This window comes from Cerasicoccus maritimus (assembly GCA_031296935.1).
Classification (GTDB): domain Bacteria; phylum Verrucomicrobiota; class Verrucomicrobiia; order Opitutales; family Cerasicoccaceae; genus Cerasicoccus; species Cerasicoccus maritimus.
Genome location: JAVDPD010000004.1, coordinates 132,265 through 147,474, shown reverse-complemented (window position 1 = coordinate 147,474; position 15,210 = coordinate 132,265). Strand labels below are relative to the sequence as shown.

Here is a 15,210-nt window from a genome sequence, read left to right as displayed (position 1 = left end):
ATTCCCCCTAGTTACCTGCGATGAGTGTTGGTATTTCTATTAAAAACCGGAAGGCCCACGCCTGGACCTTCCGGCTGATTATGGCTTCAGGCGACGCGCCTGAATGGACTGACTCCTATTTCCATCCGGAAACTTTGTGATGCAAAGTCTTGATCGAGTTCATGCCCTGCCGACCGTAGCGCTCGAGGTAGGACGAGCTCAGGATGACGAGCACGCCCGTGCCAGCGAGCGACAGCCAGATCCAGTCACCTTGGTAGAGTTCGACGGCGTATCGCAGGTGGTAAAGTATGCTGAGCGCCAGCCCGCCAATGCCGATGCGGAACACCCAACGCTCGCGCATACGGTAGCTGGCCAGGATGACAATGATCGATGTGGCGATGGCGAGCAGCGAGGCGTAGATGGACTCCGTGCTGACCATCTGAAGCAGGGCGGCGCTGATGGCGACGACAACCGCGGTACGGCGAGTGGGCTTGGCCAGCGTCGACATCCGCGTGGACATCCCAATGGCGATCAAGGCGCTTGGCAGCACGATGAGCGGCATTTCCCAGGCGTGGCCGCCCAGCTCAAAGCACGACGCGAACATCGACCACGCGACGATGGCTGGAGCCAGGGCGGCCACGCGGGAAAGCTCGGCCATTGTTTTGTTTTTAATGACGCGTGGCACGCCAGTGAAAAGCACTGTGGCCAAGGTGGTGGCAAGCAGGCTGATCAGCAGCTCGCTTTCGCCGGCATGAAGCATTAAGTTGCGTCCAACCAGCAGACCAAAGGGGGCAAAGAGTAGCGAACGCATCGCAACGCCGTCCCAAGTTTGCAGTCTACTTTGCGATGCAAAGTATTTACGGTCGGCAAAGATCAAACCGCCCAGTTGTGCGAAGCCAATCAAGGCGACCAAGTCCGGCATGCGCGTGGTAATGAGTAGCGTGGCGTTCGATAAAAAATAGACGAGGGTGAGCTTCCGCGCGTCTTTGCGCGCCATCGAAGCAAAGCCCAGGTAGGTCATTGGAATGAGCAATAGAAGCGCCCCGCCAATCGTTGGCCAAAGCCAGACGCCGGGGTCTTGAAACGCGAAGGCTTCGTAGAAGCCGTTGAATGATTCCTGTCCGCGAAATTTGGCGAAGAGCATGGCGCCCAACTGACAGAAGTGCGCGGGGAGCAGCGCGGCGCTGAGCGCAAAGAAGGTGCGCGCGCCCTTATCGTCCTTCCAACGAGAAATACAGAACCAACCGCAGCCGGTCAGCAGCACGGTGAGCCCGAGGAACTGCGCGTAGCGTTGAAGCTCTTCGGTGCTTTCCCAGTTGCTGATGAGAAAGGTGAAGGCCGATGCGAGGAGCGTGGTGGCGCCGAGCCAGCGGAGCAGGGTGGGGAGAGCGGGCCAGCCTGATCGTTCGCGTGGGGCGCTGGCATCGGCTTCCTCATAGGTCTCGGCTTGCGCGGAGATTTCAATATCGCGCGCTTGCACGGTGGTGGTCCGCGCGCCCTGCTGGTTGGGCAAGGGCGGCGGCATGGCGGGAGGTTCGTTGGATGTGGAGTCAGTGTTCATGGTTCGGATGAGTTGGAGTTGCTTAGGCGTCAGCGTGCTTTTTCTCGGCAATGAGGGCATCGAGTTCGGCGTCGAGCTCGGCGTTACTTTCGGTTTCCACGAAGCCATCGCGGAACGTGTCGACATCGAGGTCGGCGCGGATTTCTGATTCGGCGAGCTTGCCTTCCCAGCGCTCGAAGACGTCTTCGATGTCATCGAGCAAGGCAACTTCACCTGGGGCTGTCAGCACGGCGGCTTCGGCGCGTTGTTCGCGGGCAGCCAAAGTATGCTGACGGCGCTGCAGCTCGCGGACACGTTCTTCGACGCGGCGCAAGTCGCTGGTCAGTTGTTTTTCGAGGCGACCATGTTCGGCGGCTTCGCGTTCGAGGCGTGCTTGTTCTTCCTTCGCAGCCGTGCGTCGTCGGAGGCATTCGCGGGCACGCTCTCGGTCGGTTTCCACGCAGGATGTCGCACGCTCTTCCCAGCGGACGGCCTCGGTGGCAAGTTGCTCAGCGCGCTGGCGAAGCGTCTCGCCGTCGCGGTGAACGCGGTTGAGTTTTACCTTGGCGCGGGCGGCGTGCTCCCGTGCTTCCTTGACGGCGGCGGCGACCACGGCTTCGTGGTTCTCCACTTGGTCGAGGACGTTTTCAATGCGGCTACTGAGGCAGATGCGATAGCGTTTAAACCATTTCTTCATTGGATGGACCTTTGTTTGAGAGTTCGTCCTCTACTTAACGAGGTCCGTGCCAACCTGGGCTTTTGTCATCCTCATCGAAGCTCTAAAGCCTTGATTCATAATTACATAAAGAACTTAGGCGTTTTTCTTCGATGATGGCGGCTGGATCGTCGATCGGGCATAGGATGCCCGTGGTGTGCGTAAAATGTCCACTCGGTCGACGGCGAACTCGGCCATTAAATGCATTTGCCACTTTTGACGAACCCGCGCGATGATGCGCGTTGTCCAATGCTTTTCCTCTATCTCGCAGTGTATGCTGTCTCTGGTTTCGCGTTCTAGAGCGCGGAGGTGGTCGGGCGTATGGCGAGTGCCAGTGCAGCTCCAGGCGCTCGGCGACATGCTTGATCGACATTACCCCTCATGGATCTGGTAGACAGCTCTGACCATAGCCGCTACAAAAACCACATGCTTAGGCTCTAGAGATAACATGAAGTTACCGGGTCCAGCACTTGCTCAACCCGGCAACTGATGATAGATCAAAAACAATACCTAGCCTCCAAGTGCTCTATGAGTCGTTTTAGATGAGATGCTTCGGCGGAAGCTTCGTTAATCTCAGGAGCATTTGCGAAGAATTCTAGATCATTTTCCGAGTCTTCTTGAGGAACTCGCTTTTTCAGCAAGGTCTTTGCAGTGCTGATACCGCTGGCAATGCTGGAGCAAATGCGCTGCAGCATCATGTTTTCCATAAAACCAGCGCCTCTCCTTTTGATAGCACTTGTAAAATCCATGGCAGCCTCATAAGCGCGGTCGAACTCTGGAGTGGTTGGTAAGCCATTACCATCGAAAATACCCAAGGGCTCCTTTGTACTGGGCCAAATGTCGACTGGTATTTTGTCGATAAGTCCTAGTTCTTCCAGCATTTGACGTTTACGGAGAACTGTGTGCCGAAGAATAGGATTGTTTAACTGAAGGAAGGCCAGTCCCTCATTTTGAGTTTCCAGCAAGTCGTGGAGCTCATCGCGTGTAAACTGGTCCAAATCTGTAACAGGTTTATCCGAAAAAAATTGGTCTTTGCGAATTCCCAGATCACTTCGAATATGATCGAACAATTGCCCCTCGTGGGCAGGAGGAAGAGGATTTCTTAAAAGCTCCCAAGTTTCCTGTTCATCAACTATCAGTTGCTTACCAGTGATTACTGCTAATGCTTTATCAGGGTTAGCCCAGGTTGAATAAGGTCTACCAAGCACAAAGTCAGCACCGCGATTCAAGATGTCGAGAAGATCCCAAAGCTCCTCAATGTGGGTCTGTACTGGAGTAGCGGTTCCCAATAGAACGTGCTTTGACCGCTCAGCCACTTTGCGCATAAATTCGAGAAGATTGGTAGGTGAGCCTGTTCCTGTTATTCCTCGCGTCATGCGCGCTTTGTGTGCTTCATCCAAAATCACTGTGCCATAGCGACGATTCAAGAGAAGGTCATACTCATCAGTGCGGCGGAAAAGCAGACCCGTGGAGACGATCCCGATTCGAAATGGGCAACGCACGATATCTTCAGCACCTCGTGTTCGGATCAGGTGTCCGTTGTGATCCCGCCACATCTTTCGGTTTGAAAGCCAGACAGCAGAGGGGATTCCCAGCTTATCCTTTAACTCTACTTGCCACTGATCACAAAGGGTCGCAGGTGTTAAAATTAATGCAGGCCCATCATCGAGTAAGCAACTTAGCATGGCTGATGCAGCCATGGACAGTGTTTTGCCCACACCCACCTCATCTGCCAGCAAAAGACGCACACAACCGTAAAGCTCGCGGTGCTTGAGAAATAGCGAGACAAACGCACGTTGCCATGGCTTAAGTTCCTCGCCCTTGCGATAGATCGGAGATTCGACCATTGCTGCGGCAGCGACATCCGAGGGAGCTAGATCTGACAACTCTACCTCACGTTTTCGAGCACAGCGTCCTATCTCCTCAATAATGGCCTCGGGTAGCCGTGTGTGGACGTTCCATGGGCAAGCTTCTTCCAGTCTATCTTCACATCCGTCCTAAAATTGTCAGGGAAGATGGAATTTGAGCGCTGGAGCTCATCAGGTGTTCGCTTGCCCGAAGCCAAAGCGGCAGCGTCCTCTCGGCGGGATTGCTCCCTGCGCGTCCGAAAGCGCTCATCCACGGTATAAACTGCACGGTTTGTCTTCATGGTTAACGAATTTATAGTATTGGAGCCTTGCGGTCAAGCTGCTACGCGATGCCTTCGTTGCGAATTGCCAAGAGCAGGCTTCTCGCGGCGGAAGCCTCATCGGGAGCCGTATTCTGGCGCTTGGCAGCGATGAACTGGCAGTAAGCTTTCAACAGGTCACGCTCAGACATGTAATCGGAAACCTGCTCCCGAAGATGTTCCATCACTTCGTCCAGATCTGTATCCTCCTGTAGCTCATAGAGCGCATAGAGCAGCGCCCGCAGGCTGGATTCACCGAATTTACCGTCAAAGCTTGTTTTCTTAAACTCGGCGGCAGTTTTCAGACGGGAGTCATTCGGTTTCTGCGAGGCCATCAGCTCACCGTAGTCTTCGACACGGAAGGCCTTGGCAAAATTTTGGAAGTTGTCGAGCTTGCTGTTCCCTGCGGATTCAATGTCGAGCATCTTCAGGTAAAAGCGACACTCGCCGTGAACCTTGGACCATACCCAAGGCTCCAAACCTTCAGGAACTAGAATCTCATTGGCGACCTGAACGGCGTAATCGATAATTTCACGGACAACGTTCTTGTCCCCCTTGCGGCGTGGACGAAGGGCCTCAGCAGCCATATCCTGCCCATCAATATAGCGGTAGCCCGTAAGCACACGAAGGGCAGCTGCAAACCCTGCCATCTGTAGGTCTGCGTCTTCGAAGATATTCTCAAAACGGCCTTTATCCTTAACGGATTGGTTCAGCCCCGTCATGGTTTCAATCTGCTGTGCGACTTCTGTGCGGACCTCATCGACCAACTCGTCACGATAGGCACTTTCATCCTCTATTGGGGGGAAGGTTAGCAGGTAGACGGGCCTCATAAACAAATGGTGTAAGGATAATTACATACTCCACCTTGGGAACGCCCAAATAGATTTCAGCCTCTTCCAACAGGGTGTCTATGTTATCATGCAAGTTGGGTGTAGCCTCCAGATGCTGAATAGCTTTACCCTCCGCAAGGCAGGACTGCAGATACTTATTGGGCTGCTTCCGTGCAGCAGCAAGCCGTTCTTTGAAAGTAGTAGCCGTATGAGTGGTAGGCAGTTCAAGTAAAGTCTGGCTCTGATTGAAAAAGGATACCGTTACAACGATTTGGCCTTCATAGTCCGTGCAAATCGAAATTGGTTCGCCATGCTGTATCCCGAGAGCATTCTTACGGTAATTTTCCAGCTCAGCCATTGCTTGATCACGAACGAACTCAAGCTTTCTATCCAACGCCTTCTCTTGACGGCGACGGTGGCTAAAACGGAAGCAAGCAGGTGCCCTAAGCTTGAAGCCATCGGAAGTGAGATGGTGGCGCTGCTTGTTGTCAGGAACGAGTGCCACAATGGCCTTTACCTCATCCTGCGTTGGTTCGGTAGGACAGGCAATGCCAGTCAGAGAAAGATTGATGTTTGGAAACTGAGTTACCTCGATCCAGCCGTTAGCCTCGGCTTCCTTCATATGGTCCTGGATGTCCGAATAAAGCTCTTTGAGCTGTGCCGCTTCAGTAGGAAATTGTGCTGCATCGATGTGCGGGGTCAAATTGACGCCGCAACCAACTTCAAAGGCGTCCTCGATGCGTAGGGAACCACGACGCCCAATCAGACTACCGAGCTCCTCCCAGATAACCTGCATTTCCTCTTTGTCACGGTATTCAAGACGGAGCCTTTGAATGGACAGCTTAAGGAATTGTGCAGTATTGGGGAGCGCCTGTTTGAGAGACTCCCAGTTCATCTTGATGGGCGGATTTGCGCTTTCCTTTGTCATGTCATTTTATGTTTTGGCAAGTAACCAATGTAACTGTGAGCGGGAACAAATTGTGCTATAAACCCCCTGCAACCTAAAATGGTGCCCAGAAAGGGATTCGAACCCTTACGGGCAAGAGATTTTAAGTCTCCAGTGTCTACCATTCCACCACCTGGGCAATAATAAGCGAGCCAGCCTGGTTAGCTGAAAGCCGTATAGAGCTTTCACTCAATGTGGCAGCATTTGCCTGATGTAATTGGCAAATCTTTGCTAAACCGCATAGAAATGGTGCTCAGGGCGGGAGTCGAACCCGCACGCCTTTCGGCACTGCCGCCTGAAGACAGCGTGTCTGCCAATTCCACCACCTGAGCATGTACAGAAGCGCAACAGGAAACAACGTGCATAAACAGGTGTCAAGCGATCTTTTTAGCAAAAAATCCGGCCGTGAAATGCGCAGATCAACGCCCCGGATCGTCCATCGATACGCGAACACCAACAAGCTTATAGGCAACACACAAGTCATGTAAAATACTTTGCTGGCGGGCTAGATTCTTCTCCGCCGAAGCCACGGGTATGCTAAAGCGTCTCGACTATCTTGAGTCCAAAATGAACATAGCTACATTGAGGTGTTGGCAAGCCTGTATCATTTGGTTATAATTCGTGCTGATGCGACAGTCGAACAGAATGCTGATTCTATTTTAAATCATCAGCTAACTAAGGGTCATATTCATATCAAACCACATCTCTCCACTCTGGGACAATGCATGAACGACTCCTACATATCAGGGTTGCAGCGAGCTCGCTACTCTGCAACAGACTTTTCAGGTTCATCGTCAAAGACGAGGGAATGTAGTGCAAGTCATCCAAATGTTCATCAATGGATGGTGCACCGCTCAAGAGCTACCCACATTGCTCAAGGCACACCTTTAACAACCCAAGGGAAGTTGCGCGCCAACAACTTGTTGGTCGCACCCGTACGCAAATCGACCAGAACCAAAAAGAACTCGTATACAATTACCACTGAGACCAGACAAAATCCAATCAACTATACAGACTACCTACCCAAGCTGAAATTAAGCCGAACACTACAGGCGCAAGCCTACAGTCGTATCGTTTTCTCAGCCAGAAGCATCTTCTGGTGAGATTAGAGCATTTGCACTTTAATTAGTCCGATACTTTGCATGCTTAAAATAAGCCCAGCAATCCTTACTGGTTAGTTTATCGAGAGCTTCCGCAACGACGTCTAGTAGTTGCTCAAAAGTTCTAGCCGCAGCGCGACAGATCATACTTTTGAGTTTGGAGAATGCGTTTTCGATGGGGTTGAGGTCCGGACTATATGATGGTAGGTAGATCAATGAAGCACCAAGGCCCTGAAGTTGATGGTGTCAGCAGGCAATCTTGATGCTGACGAGTTGCCTCTGTCCGGGACTATGATCATAGATGACGCCAGAGCCCGCCTAGAAAACGATACGGATCGTAGCAAGCGCCGTGACGAATTGATCCGCGAGCTTGAGAGCACACGCGATTTCATTGAACGGTTAGAAGCTCGCACCGAAGAAATTCAGGAGGAAATCGAACAGCTGGAGGCCCAGCGCGCCGAGGCTATGCGTTTGTGGCCGGTCATATTGTGCGTAAGGAAAAGCTGCCAAAGATGGCAAATGCGCCGGAGAAAATCTCTTTCAAGGGTGAAGTGTTCCAGGCGTCTGATGTTGGGCTGTGGTCCAGCTTCTTCCGCTTGAAGTCCGGTATTTTCAAAGCGCTACCTTTGCCAACTGGACGTAAGGATGTCAGCTCGCGTTGGGTGAGGCCTAGCTTTCCAAGCCGGCGATCTTTTCTTGGGCGGATTCCCAGTCGGCGTAGGCGCGCTCGATGTTACGCTTGAGGGACTCGTAGCGGTCCATCTTTTCCTTGGTCTCGGCGCCTTGCTTGAAGAACGCGGGGTCCATCATCGCCGTCTCCAGCTCGCTGTATTCTTCCTCCATCGTCGCAATGTCGGCTTCGAGCTTATCGCACTTTTTCTTGAGCGGCGCGAGCTGGCGGTTGCGCTCGGCCACGAGCTGGCGACGCTCTTTGGGAGAGAGGTTCGAAGGTTCGGAAGTGCGTAAGTTCGAAAGTTGACCAGGGTTGTTGGATGCGGCACCGGCGGCGTATTTGTTTTGGGCGGCGACGGCTTGCTCGGCCTCGCGCTCGGCGGCGACCTTTTCCAAATAGTAGCTGATGTTGCCCGCAAACATCCGGGCGCCGTCGCGGCTGATCTCCAGCGTTTTCTCGGCCAGCGGATCGAGGAACGAGCGGTCGTGCGAGACGATGATCAGCGTGCCGTTAAACTCCCGGAGCGCCTGCTGGAGCACCTCCTTCGAGCGCATGTCGAGGTGGTTCGTCGGCTCGTCGAGGATGAGGCAATTGAAGGGCTGGAGCAGCATTTTCGCCAGCGCGAGGCGGTTCTTTTCGCCGCCGCTGAGCACCTTGACCTTCTTGAAAACATCGTCGCCGGTGAAGAGAAATGCGCCGAGCAACGTCCGCGCGCGGCGGCCCTGCCCCTGCGGCGCGGCGGCCTCGGCAATGGACAACGCGTCCTGCATCGGGTCGAGTTCCTCGGCCTGATGCTGCGCGAAATACGCCACCTGCACCTGGTAGCCGACCTCGCGTTCGCCGGCCTGAATTGGCTCTACACCGGCCAGGATGCGCGCCAGCGTGGACTTACCGGCGCCGTTGCGGCCAACGATCGCAATGCGCTCGCCGCGCTCGATCTTGAGGTCGAGGTTGCGGTAAATTTCGAGGTCGCCGTAGCGCTTCTCGACGCCCGAGAGCTCCAGCACGACCTGCCCACAATGCGGCGCCGGCGGCAGGCTGAAGGCCACGCTCGCCTCCTCGTCTTCGATCTCGATGCGCTCGATTTTCTCCAAGGCCTTGATGCGGCTTTGCACCTGCGTGGCCTTGGTGTTCTTGGCGCGAAAACGCTCGATGAAGCGCTCAGTCTCGGCAATTTGCTTTTGCTGATTCTCGGCAGAGCGCTTCAGGGCCTCGCGGCGCTGCACGCTTTCTTTCTCAAAAAAGGAGTAGTTGCCGTTGTAGTTTTCCAGCCGGGCCTTGCTCAGCGCCCAGGTGCGCGTGGTCAGTCCGTCGAGGAACGCGCGGTCGTGGGAAACGATGATCAGCGCGCCTTCGTAGCCCTTCAGGTATTGCTCGAGCCAGGTCAGCGAATCGAGGTCCAGATGGTTCGTCGGCTCGTCGAGCAGCAGCAGCGACGGCTCGCGCAGCAGCAGCTTGGCCATCGCAATGCGCATTTGCCAGCCGCCGGAAAACTCGCCGCAGTCGCGCTCGAGGTCGCTCATTTCAAAGCCCAGGCCCAGCAACACGCGCTCCACGCGGGACGGCAGCTTGTGCGCCTCGGCGTCCTGCAAATGGTGCTCCAGCGCGCCGATCACTTCCAGGGTCTCGGCGTATTCTTCGGTATTCGGGTCCAGCTCTTGCAGGCGTGCGCTGGCTTCGTCGACCTTGCGCTGGATGTCCAGCACGTCTTCAAACGCGGTCATCGCTTCATCGCGCAAGGGGCGGCCTTTGACGGCAAGTCCATCCTGCGGCAGGTGGCCGAGAGTGACGTAGCTCGCCTTTTCAACGGCGCCGCCATCGAACTCCTGCTCGTTCATGAGCACCCGGATCAGCGTGGACTTGCCCATGCCGTTGCTCCCCACCAGGCCGATGCGGTCGCGGGCCGTGATGGTGCCCGTAACGCCGCCAAAGATGGGACGCGCGCCGAAGCGCAGCTGGATGTCTCTCAGGGTGATCATGATTTTGGAAGCAGGCAGTTCAACAGAGTGCCACGCCACATGACTAGCCTAAATGCACGCTAGCAGAGCAACTTGTTTCACGAAAAAAGCGCACAAAGGAACTTGCCAATTACATTTTAATGGCGGCATTTTAGTAGATACGGTGCAGCAACCGTTACGCGGATCGCAGTTTGATTCGCATTATTCATGAGCAAATTCGACCTATCTAACCCGTTTGACGCTCGCGATCTGCGTGAGCTGATGTGGAAAAGCCGAGGGATATTTAAACATTATCTCTTCTGGAGAATCATGAGCGTGATCGCCGTTGTACCGTTCCCGCTCATCACGCAGCAAGTGATCGACAAGGGACTCGGCGGCAAAGACCTCTCGCTCTGCCTACAGCTGGCCAGCGTCTCACTCTGCCTGCTCTGCCTGCATATTTTCTCGATGATCAAGGCGGTCAGCCAGCTGTCGAACAACTCCCAGGCGCTGACCAATGCCATGCGAGGCCGCATCTTTGCCAAGCTGCAATGGATGCATTTTGGCTTCCTCGATAGCACCCAGACGGGCCGCCTACTCTCCAAATACGCCTTCGATACACAGAACGTGGAAATGGCGCTCGTGCCGATGGTCTCCATGGTCATCCCCGAGCTGTTCCGCTCCGCCCTACTCATTACCGCGCTGGCAATCATCAACCCGTGGCTACTGCTCTTCATCTCGATTGCGCTACCGCCAGTAGTCGTCACGCGGATGGTTTTCATGAAGCGCCTGCGCTTGTCCAACGAGCGCGTCCGCCGTGCGCGGGAGAAGCTCACCGGGCACGCCAGTGAATTCATTTCGGCCATCCGCCTCGTCCGCGGCTTCGGCCAGGAAAAGCCGGTCGAGGAAAACATGGGCTCGATCAGCGGCACCTACGCCGACCGCCGCCGCACGCAAATGGAGCTCAACCAGACCTTTGGCTGGGTGGTGTTTTCCATGTTTGCCTGCATCGAAATCCTGGCTGTCGCGCTGGGTTCGATCCTCGTGCTGCACGACCAGCTGACGCTTGGCGCGCTCGTGGCGATGGTCGGCTCGCTACCCGTCATTTTGGCGCCTGCGCAAATCCTAGCGCAGTTTAACCTGCAGTACATGCAGGGGCAGGAAGCCTTCCGCTCGATAAAGGAACTCGTCGACTCCGGCTACGTGGAAAAATGGACCGGCCGCGCGAAGCCAAATCCGCTCAACGCCCGCATCGAGCTCAACAACGTTTCCTTCAAATACGACAGCGCCGAGAGGTATGCCATCACGGGCATGAACCTCGCTATCAAGCCCGGCGAGCACATTGCCTTTGTCGGCTCCAGCGGCTCCGGCAAGAGCACGATGATCAACCTGATCCTCGGCCTCTACCCGCCAACCGAAGGCGAGATTCGCATCGACGGCGTCCAACAGGAAGACCTCGCCATGCGCTGGTTCCGCCGCCACTGCGCGATCGTCATGCAGGACAACTTGCTCATCTCCGGCTCCGTAGCGGACAACCTTCGCTTCGCCAAACCGAGCGCGACGCACGAGGAAGTCATCCACGCGGCCAAGGTCGCCAACGCCTGGGACTTCATTCAGGAAATGCCGCACGGCCTCGAAACCAAGGTCGGCGAACGTGGCGTCGCGCTCTCCGGCGGCCAACGTCAGCGCATCGCGATTGCCCGTGCCGTGCTGCGCGATCCCGTGCTGCTGATTCTCGACGAGGCTACCAGCGCACTCGACAACGAGAGCGAGCACATCGTGCAGGAAGCCCTCGAGCGCGTGGCGAGAAACCGCACCACGATCACCATTGCCCACCGCCTGAGCACCGTTCGCAAGGCAGACAAAATCATCGTGCTCAACCACGGCCGCGTCATCGAAACGGGCACCTACGACGAGCTTGCTCGCAAGGAAGGCGGCGCTTTCGCCGACCTCTTATCTTTGCAAGGCTCTACCCACTGACGCCGAAGAAGTGGCCGACGACTCCGGTCACGATCATCGCCAAGGCGCCCCAAAACGTTACGCGGATTGCTGCGCGCACTACTGGCGCGCCGCCAGCTTTCGCCGCGATGCCTCCCAGCAGCGCGAGGCTGATCAGCGACACGATGGAGACGATCCAGATCAGCGCCTGGCCCTCGGCAAAAAACGCCGTGGCCAGCGGCGCCATTGCGCCAGCCGCGAACGCCGCCGCCGAAGACATTGCCGCCTGCAAGGGCCGCGCGGTCACAATATCCGTGATGCCCAGCTCGTCCCGCGCATGCGCGCCGAGGGCGTCTTTGGCCATCAGCTGACGGGCAACTTTCATCGCAAGGTCTTTATCGAGCCCGCGCTTTTCATAAATCTCCGCGAGCTCCTGCATTTCGTCGGCCGGGTGGATGGCCAGCTCGCGCTTTTCCAACTCGAGGTCGGCCTGCTCGGTGTCCGCCTGCGAAAAGACCGAAACATATTCGCCGGCCGCCATCGACATCGCGCCCGCCACCATCGCCGCCATGCCGGCAATGAGAATTGCCTCACTTGAGCTGCCCGCCGAAGCCACGCCCACCACGATACTCGCCGTCGACACAATGCCATCGTTCGCGCCGAGGACCGCAGCCCTCAGCCAGCCAATGCGTTCAGAGCGGTGATGTTCGGGCGCGGGCATGATACTGCCTATTCTTTGCTCGCGCCCAAATCTGGCAAGCACGATTGAGCGGTGCGTCAAGTATTTGCATTGAACTTCGCGCCGCTCAACACAAACTGATTACTTGTCATGCGATACATATTGTTAACCGTTTGCCTGATCATCGCAGGAGTATGCAACTTGCCCGCACAAACTGACACAGCGCCCGACAAGCAAAAGCTCACAATCGCCACCTCCGAAGCGCCGCCCTTCGCGTTCAAGGACGAAGAAGGCCAATGGGCCGGCATCACCATCGAACTGTGGGAGGCCATTGCAGATAAACTGGGCTACGACTACACCTATGTCGAAAATGAACTGGAAGCCTCCCTGAAAATCCTGGAAGCAGGCAAGGCTGACCTCGCCGCCTCTGCAATTTCCGTCACCGCTGACCGTGCCAAAGTCATCGACTTTACCCACACCTACTACGGCGCATCCCTGGGGATTGCGACCTCTTACAAACACAAAAATGCGTGGCTCCAGCTCTTCAGCCAAATGTTTACGGCTACGTTTTTGCAGGCGCTATTTACGCTGATCCTCGTGCTCCTCATCGCGGGTTTCCTCGTGTGGATATTTGAACATAAACGTAACCCGGAGCAGTTTGGCGGCAGTCATTTGCATGGGCTTGGCGCGGCGTTCTGGTGGTCCGCCGTCACGATGACCACCGTCGGCTACGGCGATAAATCGCCCAACACGCTGGGCGGCCGCGTGGTTGGGCTCGTGTGGATGTTCACGTCGATCATCATCATATCCGGCCTCACCGGCGCAATCGCCACCGCGCTCACCGTCGGCTCACTTTCACCGCGAGTCAAAGGTATGGACGATCTGCGCAAGGTGCAAGTCGGCGTAATACAAGACTCGGTGTCCGACGGTTATCTGAAGTCCATCGGCATCCACCCAACTTATTTCACCAGCGTTCACGACGGCCTGCAAGCAGTGTCCGACAACACCGTCGGCGCCTTCGTCAACGACCATGCAATCATCAATTACTGGGCAGCTAAAGACTTCGCTGGCCAGATTGACGTGCTGCACAACAAGTTTAACCCGAGCTACCTCGCCTTGGCTATGCCAATGGACAGCGAGCACCTCCGAGAATTCGACATCGCGATGCTCGAGTTCATCCAAACGCCCGCGTGGGACGCCATCCTCCGCAAATATCGTGCGGCCGATTAACTACCGGAGCAAGTCTACCAACGCATTACGAGGATCATAGGAAGCCAACGCTGCACGCAGTTGCTTTGTATCGCAAAGCTTCCAAGGTGCCCACGTAGGAATCACGGTCATTGGCAAGCTCATCGAAGAGCGCATCCACGTCGGCTTGCGCGAGCGTTACCTAGTCGCGGCGAACATGTAGCATAGCATCAAACTCAAGCAGAATCCTTACCGCCGTCAAGCTGTGATAAAATTACACACCAACCATTTGGGTGCGCCCACTGCGGAGCGCGTCGAGGATGCGGTCTTCCTTGTTGCCGATGTGGTTCCACATAAGCTGGCGCGCGCGGTCGGCATCGCGCGCGGCAATGGCGTCGACAATCGCGAGGTGCTCGGCGGTGACTTCGGCCGGGCTCGTGCACACGCCCAAATCAATGCCGTAGTAGAGCGGTTGCTGGTCCTTATCGAGGGCCGACAGGATCGCCTCTTCGAGCAAGAGGTTGTCAATGCTCGCTGCGACGGACGCATGAAACGCGCGGTTGGCCTCGCAGTAAATGCGGCCGCCATCGGGGTCGTCCAGCTCGACGGGGACCGTCGCCGCGCGACGCATGTCCTCGATGTCCTGGGCGGTGGCACGCTCAGCGGCCAGCGCGGCGGCCTGGCTTTCCAGCACGCGGCGCAGCTCGCAAATATTGCGGAACGACTCCTCGGTCAGCGGCGCAACGCTGAAGCCGCAGTTGGTCTTTAAAATCACCAAACGCTCACCGGACAGGCGGTTGAGCGCTTCGCGCAAAGACGTCCGTGACACCTCCAGCTCCTCGCAGAGCGTTTTCTCGATCAGGCGGGCGCCCGGCGGCAGCTCACAATGGAGAATGCGACGCTTGAGCTCGGCGTAGAGCTGATCGGACAATGCTGCGGGCTTGAAACTCATCTTTTATCCTTCTGGAGCGTAAGAAATTGTTAGGTCTAGCGGCTCCTTCTCACCAAAGCATTTCAGAAAGAGTCCGTTGATAAACTTAGGATAGTCGCTTGGTGAAATCTTCAATTCAACATCCATGATACGCCAACTTGAAGTGGAGCCATCATCGACGTAAACCCCTCCGCGCTTACTGACTTCCGGCTGCAACTTCCACCCCTTCAAGTAATCCTTCAATCGCTCGACGACATCATCTGTCAAAAAGATATCCTCACTACTCGCGATAGGAATCTCCATATTGATGAGACCTGACCTCAATGGGTAAAATTGTGCATAGCGCTCAGACCGGTTCGAATCAATAATAGCAATCGCACCTCCCCAACTACCAGACTCACCAATGGGCTGTTTACTTAAATCGACTAAAATTTCAGTGATTTTCTCCGGTGTGGCTGCTCCCTCGAAATCGGCCATCAACTGACTCGAAAGCAAAATAAGCAGGCTGAGGATGATTTTCTGCATCTGAATGACCAGATAGGCTTGAAAGAATGGCCAAGTCAATATTGTAAGATTGTCTGACGATC

At 55.7% G+C, this 15,210-nt stretch carries 12 protein-coding genes and 2 tRNA genes; 2 read left to right on the top strand and 12 right to left on the bottom strand.

The genetic code is table 11. The features are described from left to right. Positions 1-115 precede the first annotated feature (115 nt). The 9 genes from RBB62_RS03765 to RBB62_RS03725 form a co-directional block, all read right to left on the bottom strand. A complete protein-coding gene (locus RBB62_RS03765) occupies positions 116-1,540 on the bottom strand; it encodes a hypothetical protein (protein ID WP_309397186.1) in 1,425 nt (474 codons plus the stop codon). A gap of 22 nt (positions 1,541-1,562) precedes the next feature. Further along, entirely contained in the window at positions 1,563-2,216 is a 654-nt protein-coding gene (locus RBB62_RS03760; RefSeq protein WP_309397184.1) for a PspA/IM30 family protein, read from the bottom strand. Between the two features lie 515 nt (positions 2,217-2,731). Continuing rightward, positions 2,732-4,120, bottom strand: coding sequence for a DEAD/DEAH box helicase (locus RBB62_RS03755; protein WP_309397182.1), 1,389 nt, complete (start codon positions 4,118-4,120; stop codon positions 2,732-2,734). A 304-nt stretch (positions 4,121-4,424) separates the two neighbouring features. Beyond that, positions 4,425-5,231 carry a hypothetical protein gene (locus RBB62_RS03750; protein WP_309397179.1) on the bottom strand — a complete coding sequence of 269 codons (807 nt, stop codon included), beginning with the start codon at positions 5,229-5,231 and terminating at the stop codon, positions 4,425-4,427. Then, on the bottom strand, positions 5,188-6,159 hold the full coding sequence (locus tag RBB62_RS03745) for a hypothetical protein (RefSeq protein ID WP_309397177.1): 972 nt from the start codon (positions 6,157-6,159) through the stop codon (positions 5,188-5,190). Before RBB62_RS03745 ends, RBB62_RS03750 begins: the two co-directional genes overlap by 44 nt. A gap of 79 nt (positions 6,160-6,238) precedes the next feature. Continuing rightward, positions 6,239-6,316, bottom strand: a tRNA-Leu gene (locus RBB62_RS03740). A gap of 108 nt (positions 6,317-6,424) precedes the next feature. Then, positions 6,425-6,509, bottom strand: a tRNA-Leu gene (locus tag RBB62_RS03735). 789 nt (positions 6,510-7,298) lie between these two features. Further along, on the bottom strand, positions 7,299-7,493 hold the full coding sequence (locus RBB62_RS20245; RefSeq protein ID WP_425499880.1) for a transposase: 195 nt from the start codon (positions 7,491-7,493) through the stop codon (positions 7,299-7,301). Positions 7,494-7,946: 453 nt separating this feature from the next. Beyond that, positions 7,947-9,929: an ABC-F family ATP-binding cassette domain-containing protein gene (locus tag RBB62_RS03725; RefSeq protein WP_309397175.1), complete on the bottom strand. Its 1,983-nt coding sequence runs from the start codon at positions 9,927-9,929 to the stop codon at positions 7,947-7,949. Positions 9,930-10,115: 186 nt separating this feature from the next. Here RBB62_RS03725 and RBB62_RS03720 point away from each other — a divergent pair, with 186 nt between their 5' ends. Then, complete coding sequence (locus tag RBB62_RS03720) at positions 10,116-11,867, top strand: ABC transporter ATP-binding protein (RefSeq protein ID WP_309397173.1); 1,752 nt, start codon at positions 10,116-10,118, stop codon at positions 11,865-11,867. Here the strand turns inward: RBB62_RS03720 and RBB62_RS03715 are convergent. After that, on the bottom strand, positions 11,857-12,546 hold the full coding sequence (locus tag RBB62_RS03715) for a VIT1/CCC1 transporter family protein (RefSeq protein WP_309397172.1): 690 nt from the start codon (positions 12,544-12,546) through the stop codon (positions 11,857-11,859). The genes RBB62_RS03720 and RBB62_RS03715 overlap by 11 nt on opposite strands. A 108-nt stretch (positions 12,547-12,654) precedes the next feature. Between RBB62_RS03715 and RBB62_RS03710 the strand changes: the two genes are divergently transcribed. Beyond that, positions 12,655-13,734 (top strand): transporter substrate-binding domain-containing protein, encoded by a 1,080-nt coding sequence (locus RBB62_RS03710; protein WP_309397171.1) that lies wholly within the window; start codon positions 12,655-12,657, stop codon positions 13,732-13,734. 232 nt (positions 13,735-13,966) lie between these two features. Here the strand turns inward: RBB62_RS03710 and RBB62_RS03705 are convergent, their stop codons facing one another. Both RBB62_RS03705 and RBB62_RS03700 read right to left on the bottom strand, forming a co-directional pair. After that, positions 13,967-14,644: a GntR family transcriptional regulator gene (locus RBB62_RS03705; RefSeq protein ID WP_309397170.1), complete on the bottom strand. Its 678-nt coding sequence runs from the start codon at positions 14,642-14,644 to the stop codon at positions 13,967-13,969. A gap of 3 nt (positions 14,645-14,647) precedes the next feature. After that, on the bottom strand, positions 14,648-15,148 hold the full coding sequence (locus RBB62_RS03700; RefSeq protein ID WP_309397168.1) for a hypothetical protein: 501 nt from the start codon (positions 15,146-15,148) through the stop codon (positions 14,648-14,650). Positions 15,149-15,210: the final 62 nt, after the last annotated feature.